This window comes from Nocardia sp. NPDC060220 (assembly GCF_042727815.1).
In the GTDB taxonomy this organism is placed as follows: domain Bacteria; phylum Actinomycetota; class Actinomycetes; order Mycobacteriales; family Mycobacteriaceae; genus Nocardia.
The window spans coordinates 1-9,113 of sequence record NZ_JBHWZY010000212.1 but is presented as its reverse complement, the minus strand read 5'-3'; the positions used below and the strand labels follow the sequence as shown (position 1 = coordinate 9,113).

Below are 9,113 nucleotides of genomic sequence, written 5' to 3'. Positions count from 1 at the left end.
GCGACGTTCGCCTCGAGTTCGCGATAGAACGCGCGAATGCGCACCCGGTCGTCGGGCTCGAGGTAGCGGCGTTCCCAGCGGTAGAGCCCGGCCTCGCGCCGGATGTCGATGTTGCGTTCGGCGACGGCGGTGAGCACCGCGTCGAGCCTGGCTTCCGGGCTCAGCGACGGGTCGTCGGCCGCCGCGGCGACATCGCGCAAACCCCGAGCACCCTCCTCGGCGGCGGCGACGAGCAGCGCGTACTTGTTGGCGAAGTGGCGGTACAGCGCGGGTCCGGAGATGCCGACCTCGGCGGCGATCTCGTCCACGCCGACCGGGTAGTAGCCGCGCGCGCTGAACGCACGGGCGGCGGCCCGCATGATCTGCATCTTGCGGTCCTTCGGCCTGCGGCGCACGACACGGGCAGGTGCGGCCGTCGGCTCGCGGGCCTGTTCGGCCTCACTGCGATCGGCGACCATGCACTCACTTTCCGTTGCGCGAACCGGGTTGGTCCAAGTCAACCTAAGTTAACCACAATTCGCAAACGTCGAGGGCAGGTCGAGGAAATGGGACCGCCCCGGCAGCGACGTGCTCGCTATCGGGGCGGTTCGGGAGAAACCGGCGCTTACAGGCCGAGCCCGCGGGCCAGGGTCGGCCACGACAGCTTCAGCTCGTCCTTCCAGTAGCCCCACGAGTGGGTGCCGCTGGGGCGGAAGTTGAAGGTCGCCGGGATACCCAGCTCGTTGAGCCGGTTGGCCAGGTTGTGCGTGCAGTAGTTGGTGCCCGCCTCGATGACGCCACCGATGACGATCTGGTTGGCCAGGCCGTAGGCGCCGGGCAGCGCGTACGGACCGTCGAGGGTGTCGTACGGGCCGGGCAGGCCGTTGCCGGTGGAGATGTAGAGATCGAGGCCGCGCAAACCTTCGGCATTCACGTACGGGTCGTTCGCGACCCAGTCCGGCGAGCCCTGCGGACCCCACATGTTCATGGTGTCGCCGCCACCCCAGGTCTCGACCGTGACCTTCACGAACTCCGAACCGACCGGGTCGGAGGTCTGCGCGCAACCGCTGTACGCCGCGGCCGCCTTGTACAGGCCGGGCTTGGCGATCGGCAGCGCGAGCACGGTGGTGCCGGAGGTGGACAGACCCGCGATGGCGTTCACACCGTTGGTACCGAGCGCGCCGTCGACCAGCGGGGGCAGTTCCTCGGTGAAGAAGGTCTTCCACTTGTTGCGGCCGAGAACCGGGTCGTCGTGGATCCAGTCGGTGTAGTAGCTCCAGGCGCCACCGATCGGCTGGATGACGTTGACGTTCTTGTCGCCGAGGAATTCGAGCGCGTCGGTCTTGGCCACCCACGACGCCGAATCCTCGCCGCCGCCCGCACCGTTGAGCAGGTACAGGGTGGGGCGCGGGACCGAGGCGTCGGCGGGGCGCTGCACGTCGACGATGATGTTCTGGTCCATGGCCGCGGAGTACACGTGCAGTCGCAGACTGCGCGAGTCCTTCACTTCGGCCTTGACGATCTTGGAGCCGTCCTCGGAGACCGGGTTGGCGAGCAGGCTCTTGGAATCGATGATCGGGTCAGCTGATGCCGGGCTCGTACCGATGCCGGACATCAGTCCCGCCGCCACTGCCGTTGCCGCGATCATCGCCGCGGCCCGGGAGCCACGACGCCGGGTGTGCCGACGCATCAATTTCGCACCTTCGCTTCGTCTCGAATTCCGATTCGGTCCGTGCTCCGACAGGGCACGAAGTTGCAACCAGCCAGACCCTACGGGTTATCCGGTGGTTACAACAGGGGTAATCGTTACAACAGCGCGGTCACATCATGCCTCACCGGCACCGCTGATGTCATTGCGCCCCAGCGTTCATGTCGCCGCGCACCAGCGTTGGTGTCACCGTGCCCCGGCCGCGCGGTCACCGGCGTCGAGCAGCTCCGCCAATCGCGGACCGATCTCCGCCAGCGCCTGCGGCGAGGTCATCTGATCATGCACCACCGCGACCGGCCGATCACGCACCGCGCCGTCGACATACGGGGCCCAATTGGCCGCCGCCGCCTCATGTCCGAGCGCGCTGAAGTATTCCAGCCTGCCGCGGAACACCGCGGGCCGGTGTTCGGCGATCAGCTCGGCCGAGCGCACCGCGCTGCGATAGATCCGGCGCACCCGTTCGGGGGTGAGTACGGCCATGTTGGCCGGGATGATCGCGTGCAGCGCGGCCAGTGCGTCCTCGCTGAGTTCGCGCACCCCCGCGGCGGGCAGCGCCGCGCTGATATCGACGCCGAGTTCGGCGAGCGCGTCGCGGACCGCCGTGTGGAAATCGGGGACATCGATATCGGGATGCGAATCCAGCATCGCCAGCAGCGACACCTGCTCCCCCGCCGCCTGGAGTTCGGTGGCGACGGCGTGGGCGAGCACACCGCCCAGCGACCAGCCCATCAGCCGGTACGGGCCGTGCGGCTGCTGGGTCCTGATCTCGGCGGCGTAGCGGCGCGCCATCTCGGCGAGCGTGCCCGGCAGGTAGCCCGCCTCGCTCAGCGCGGGCGACTGGAGCCCGAAGATCGGCCGCCGCGCCGGAATGTACTGTGCCAGCCCGGCGTAGCACCAGGACAGCCCGTACATCGGATGGATGCAGAACAGCGCTCCGCCGGCTTCCGTGCCGTGCGGCACCCGATTGCGGATGGCCAGCAGGACGCCGAGGGCGTCGTCGGATTCGAGGTCGGAGGTGAGGTCGCGATCGCCGCCGGCGGACTGGGTGGCGTCGATCCGCTCGGCCAGCGCGGCGACAGTGGCGTCGGTGAAGAACCACTGCACCCGCACCTCGGCGCCGACCCTGGTACGCAGGCGGCTGATCGCCTTGGTGGCGATCAGGGAGTTGCCACCGAGTTCGAAGAAGTCGTCGTCGAGGCCGACCTTGCCCGCGCCGAGCACCTCCGCGTAGACCTCGGCGACGGCACGCTGCAACGGCGTGGTCGGCGGGCGGTAGGCGCGGGTGGTGAAGGCGGGGACGGGCAGGGCCTTGCGGTCGAGCTTGCCGCTGGCGTTGAGCGGCAGCGAGCTCAGGATCACCACGGTCGCCGGAACCATGTACGACGGGAGCGCTGCCCTGGCATGGGCGAGCAAGGCGACTTGATCGAAACCAGTGGTAGTGGCGCCGCTTTCGATCGAATAGCCCTCCGGTCGGGCCGACGCGGGGGCTTCCTCGACCGGCGGTTCGACCGGCACCACGTAGCCGACCAGCCGGTCTCCCGTCGGGCCGTGGACGAGCGCGACGGCAGCATGCCGGACACTGTGATGATCGCGCAGGACCGCCTCGACCTCACCGAGCTCGATGCGCTGACCGCGCAGCTTCACCTGGAAGTCGCTGCGGCCCAGGTATTCCAGGCTCTCGTCGGTAGTCCAGCGCACGACGTCGCCGGTGCGGTAGAGCCTGACGCCGCCGGGATGGGCGACGAAGCGTTCGGCCGTGAGGGTGGGCGCGCCGAGGTAGCCGCGGGCCAGCTGCACCCCTTCCAGGTACAGCTCCCCCGCGGTACCGGGCGGGACGGGTCGCAGTTGCCGGTCGAGCACGTGGACGCGCGTGTTGGCGACCGGTATGCCGATCGAGATACCCACGGCGGGACCGGCTTCTACCTGCGCCGCGGTCACCACGGTGGCTTCGGCGGGGCCATACCAGTTGACCAGTGCCGCCGCGGGCAGCACCTGGCCGAACCGGCGCGCGGTCGAGGACGTCAGCGCCTCGCCCGCCGCGAACACCCGCCGCAGCGAGGGGAATTCGCCCGTGTCGCGGTCGGCGAGGAAGGCGTCCAGCATCGACGGCACGAAATGCACGGTGGTGACGGCGCGTTCGGTGATCACCTCGGCCAGGTAGGCCGGGTCACGGTGACCGTCGGGGGCGGCGATCACCACCGTGGCGCCGGTCTGCAACGGCCACAGCAACTCCCAGGTGGAGATGTCGAAGGTGACCGGGGTCTTGTGCAGGACCACGTCGCCGGGGCCGTGCGGGTAGGTGCGCTGCGCCCAGCGGAACTGGTTGACCAGTTGCCGGTGCGTCAGCATGACGCCCTTGGGCGTGCCGGTGGACCCGGAGGTGTGGATGACGTAGGCGAGATTGTCGGCCTTCGGCAGCTCCAGCTCCGCCGCTTCGCCACTGACAGCGGCTAGCTCGAGGACGGGAATGCCGGAGTCGGTGGTGAAACCGGCGGTGGCGAGCACGCAGATCGGCGCGGCCGAAGCCAGCACCCGGTCGGTCCGTTCGGCCGGGTAGTCCGGGTCGACCGGTACGTACGCCGCACCGGTCCGCAGCACCGCGTAGATCGCGGTCACCAGGTCGATGCCGCGCCGCATCGCGACCGCGACGAGCGTCTCCGGCCGGGCGCCCCGTGCACGGAGGGAACCGGCGAGCTCGCGCACGCGTTCGTCGAATTCCGCGTAGGTGTAGGTGGTTTCACCGTCGACCAGTGCGGTGGCCTGGGGCGTGCGCCGGACCTGCGCGTCGAACAGCGACAGCAGGGTCGCCTCGTCGAGCAGTTCGGGCGCGTCGGTGGCGTTGACCGCCGCCAGGGTCGCGCGTTCCTCCGCGAGCAGCACATCGATCTCGGCGATCCTGGCCTGCGGACTCGCGACGAACCTCGCCAGCAGCATCGAAAAGCGTTGCGCCAGCGCGTTGGCGGTGTCCTCGCCGAACACATCGCGCAGGTACTTCACCGAGACCCGGAGCTGCCCGTCGGCGACCACCTGCACGGTGAGCGGGTAGTGGGTGCCGTTGGCGGCGTCCATCCCGGTGACGGCGGCCGATCCGGACGCGGCCTGTGCCAGTGCTTCGCGGTCGACCGGGAACGACTCGAAGACGACGAGCGAGTCGAACAGCGCGTCGATGCCCGCGATCTCCTGGATCTCACCGAGCCCCAGATAGTGGTGATCGAGCAGCGCGGCTTGATCGTCCTGCAGCGTGCGCAGCAGCTCGGCGACGGTGTCGCCGGGACGCAACCGCACGCGAACGGGAATCGCGTTGAGGAACAGCCCGACCATCCGTTCCACGCCGTCGAGCTCGGCCGGCCTGCCCGAGACGGTGGCGCCGAACACCACGTCGTCGCGATCCACCAGCCGTGCGATGAGCAGGCCCCAGGCCGCCTGGACCACGGTGTTCACCGTGACACCGAGGCTCGCGGCGAGCTCGCTCAGCGCGGCGGTGTCCGCCGGGGCGAGCACGAACCCGGTTTCGCCGGTGCCCGTGGCGATCTCGCGGCCCTGATCGACGGGCGCGAGCGGAGTGGGTTCGGCCAGGCCGGTGAGCGCGGTGCGCCATGCGGTCCTGGCGGCTTCGAGATCCTGGCCGACGAGCCAGGCCAGGTAGTCGCGGTAGGGCGCGACCTTGGGCAGGCGCCTGCTCCGACCGCCGACCACGTACGCGGTGAGCAGTTCCTGTAGCAGCAGCGGGGTCGACCAGCCGTCGATCAGGATGTGGTGGCTGGTGACGAGCAGGTGCGCGGTCTCGGCGGTGCGCACCAGCGTGAACCGCAGCAGCGGCGCGGCGGCCATGTCGAAGTGCGCGGCCAGATCGGCGGCGCGAATGCGCTGGTAGGCGGCGGCGTCCGCGCCCCGACCGGCGGGCCCGGAGGCGGCAGCGGAGCGTGACCACGCAGGGCCCTCGGGAGGGGCGCCATCGAGCACTGTGTCGATGACCTGCCACGGCACGTCGATGTCGTCGAGCACCACTTGCAGGGGGGTCCCCGCGGCGTCGGTGGCGAACGCGACGCGCAGGTTGTCGTGCCGGTCGAGCACGGCCTGTGCCGCCTCGTGCAGTTTCTCGTCGTCCACGGACAGATCGAGGTCGAGCACGAACTGGGTGATGTAGGGGTCGACCGAGTTCTCCGCGAGCAGCGCGTGGAACAGCATGCCCGATTGCAGCGGCGTCACCGGCCACACGTCGCTGAGCAGCGGGTAGCGGCGGACCAGACGCGTCAGCTCGGTTTGGCCGAGTCGCACCAGCGGGAAGTCCGACGGCGTGAATCCGCCCGCGCCGGGCTGCAATCCGTGTTCGGCGAGTCCGCCGAGCGCGCGGATCCAGTGTTCGGCGAAGGTCTTGACCGCGTCCGCGGTGAGTACGGCGGTGGCGTAGTCGAATCGGGCGACCAAGCCGTCGTCGGTCGCGTCGACCGTGAGCACCAGGGCGAGGTCGTCGGCGGCCACATCGGTGTGCACGCGCGCGGGGCGCAGGTCGCGCAGACGGACGGCGAATCGGCCGCGATCCAGCGTGCGGACGCTGTCGGCGGTCTCGGTGTCGAGGTAGCGGAGCAGACCGAAGCCGGCGCCGTGGGCGGGAACCGCGCGGCGCAGTTCCTTGATCTGGGCCAGGGCCGTTCCCGCGGCGGGACCGCCGACGAGCGCGTCGGCGACGTCGATGCCGTCCAGGCGCAGCGCGAGCGGGTAGTCGGTGGTGAACCCGCCGACGACGTTCTCCGCATCGGGTCGGCCGAGCAGGCGCTGGTCGGCGCGCAGCCGCACCACCGTGCCGATCGCCCGTGCCGCGGCGGTGTCGGCGGCCGTGTGCAGGGCCAGCGCGGCGGCGGTGAGCAGTACCTCGTCGACAGTGGCGCGGTAGGCATCGGCGACGGTGCGCACCGCGGTGGTGCCCTCGCCGGTGATGCTCAGCGAGACCCGGTTGCGCAGGTGCAGATCGGCGGATTCGCCTGCCCTGGATCGGATCGCGCGATGCCAGTAGGCGCGTTCGGTCCGTGCGGCGGCGGTGGACGGGTATGCGGCGAGGTGGCGTACCAGGTCGCCGAGTCCGGCATCGGGTGCGGCGGGTGCGGCGTGGCGGCCGCGACTCCAGGCCGTGGTCAGCTGGTCGACCACCGCGCGCCACGAATTCTCGTCCAGGACGAGGGCATTGGCGACGACGACCAGGGTGGCCGAGCTACCGGCGTCGCCGGTGAGGACGAAGTGGATGTTGCGGCCCTCGTCCGGGTCGAGCGCCGCCGAGGCCGCGGCGACGATGTCGTCGACGGGTAGCGAGGACTCACCGTCTTCGTTGTCGAGCCTGCGGAAGGCGTCGCCGATGCGTTCGTCGGGCGGCGGGATGCGCAGCACCGGCGTGTCGCCGGTGCGGTCGAGCAGCGCCCACAGCATCGGATGCTGGTTCATCACCGCGGCTGCGGCGGCCGCGACGGCCTCGTCCGGGCAGTCTGCCGGTACTTCGAGCAGTACGGCGCGGGGTTCGACCGCGGCCTCGCCCGCTTCGGCGAGCTGGGCGGCGGTGGCGGTGAGCGGGAGCGTGGCCGACGGCGCACTCGGCGCGACGGCGACTTCGGCGCGTCCGGCGAGCGCGGCGACGGTGCGCGCGTCGAACAGGTCGCGCGGTCGCAGGACCACTCCGGCGGCCGAGGCCCGCGACACGACCTGGATGGCGGTGATGCTGTCGCCGCCGAGAGCGAAGAAGTCGTCGTCGAGACCGACCCGGTCGTGGCCGAGGACATCGGCGACGACCCGGGCGATGGTCTTCTCGGCGGCGCTACGGGGCGCACGGTATTCGCCGCGAGCGGCGAGCGGGTCCGGCAGCGCGCGCCGATCCAGCTTCCCCACGGGGGTCAGCGGAATCTCGTCGAGGACGATGATCGCGGCGGGCACCATGTAGTCGGGCAGCACCTGCGCGGCGAGCGCGGTGAGTTCGGCGGTATCGAGCGCTCGGCCCTCGTCGGCCAGGACGTAGGACACCAGCATCGTCGAGCCGGCGCCGTTGTCGCGGCCGAGCGTGGCGACCCAGGAGACTCCGGGTGCGGCGGCCAGCACGGCGTCGATCTCGCCGAGCTCGATGCGCAGTCCACGGATCTTGACCTGGAAGTCGTTGCGGCCCTGGAATTCCAGGACATCGCCACGTCGGCGAACGAGGTCGCCGGTGCGGTAGAGGCGGGCGCCCTCGGGACCGAACGGGTCGGCGATGAAGCGCGCTGCGGTGAGAGCGGGGCGCTGGTGGTAGCCGCGGGCGAGTTGGATGCCGCCGAGGTAGAGCTCGCCGGTGACACCGCCGGGGACCGGACGAAGGCGTTCGTCGAGGATCAGGGCGCGGATGCCGCGGATCGGGCCGCCCATGTGCACGGCATCGCCCGGCTGCAGCGGGTCGCTGATGGCGGTCATGACGGTGGTCTCGGTGGGACCGTACCCGTTGTGGAAGTGCCGCTGGGGCAGCGTGTTCCAGCGCGCGGCGAGGTCGGCGGGTACGTGCTCGCCACCGACGATCAGGACGCGCAGACCGGGAACGCCGTCGGGGTCGAGGGTGGCCAGCACCGAGGGGGTCAGGAAGGTGTGGGTGACGCCCTCCGTACGGATCAGCTCGGCGAGCTCGGTGCCGCCGACGGATCCGGCGGGAGCGACTACCAGGGTGCCCGCGCCACCGATGGCGAGCAGCAGTTCCAGCACCGACGCGTCGAACGACGGGGAGGCGAAAGCCAGTGCGCGCGTCGCGGAGTCGAGGCGGTAGCGCTGTTTCTGCTCGGCGCAGAAGTTGGCGAGCCCGGCATGGGTGACAACGACGCCCTTGGGCAGTCCGGTCGAACCGGAGGTGTAGATCATGTACGCGGCGTTGGCGGTGCTCGGCGGGGTGAGCAGTTCGATCTCGCGCAGGCCCACGGTGGCACAGCCGGCGATCTCGGCGGTGAACGCCCGATCGTCGAGCGCTACCCAGCCGCCTGCGCCGGACAGCGTGGGCAATCCGGCGAGTTCGGCGGCGAGGGTGATACCGAAGACGGCGCCCGAGTCGGTGACCATGTGGCTGATCCGCTCGGCCGGATAGCCGGGGTCGATCGGCACGATCACCGCGCCGGTGCGCGCGATCGCCCAGACCGCGAGCACCGATTCGACCGAGCGCCGAATCGCCACGGCGACTGCGACTTCCGGGCCTGCACCACGGGCGATCAGGCCACGGGCCAGCTGGTTGGCGGCGGCATCGAGCTCGGTGTAGGTGAATCCGCGCCCGTCACCACGCAGGGCGATGCCGGTCGGATCGGCGCGCACCGCCTCGTCCATCAGCTGGGCGAGGGTGCGCTCCGGCTCGGCCGCCGGGCCCGCGAAGGTGATGTTCGCGAGGAATTCGGCGTCACCGAATCAGCCTCGGAGTCTCACGTTCCGCTTTTATCCG

3 protein-coding genes are annotated in these 9,113 nt (G+C 70.6%); all 3 read right to left on the bottom strand.

The annotated features are described in order from the left end of the window. Positions 1 to 458 (bottom strand): TetR/AcrR family transcriptional regulator (locus ACFWF3_RS13635; RefSeq protein ID WP_379313927.1); only part of this gene is annotated, 458 nt, incomplete at its 3' end. A 146-nt stretch (positions 459 to 604) separates the two neighbouring features. Beyond that, positions 605 to 1,627 (bottom strand): alpha/beta hydrolase, encoded by a 1,023-nt coding sequence (locus tag ACFWF3_RS13630; RefSeq protein WP_379313928.1) that lies wholly within the window; start codon positions 1,625 to 1,627, stop codon positions 605 to 607. Positions 1,628 to 1,873: 246 nt separating this feature from the next. Further along, a complete protein-coding gene (locus ACFWF3_RS13625) occupies positions 1,874 to 9,001 on the bottom strand; it encodes an amino acid adenylation domain-containing protein (RefSeq protein ID WP_379313926.1) in 7,128 nt (2,375 codons plus the stop codon). Positions 9,002 to 9,113: the final 112 nt, after the last annotated feature.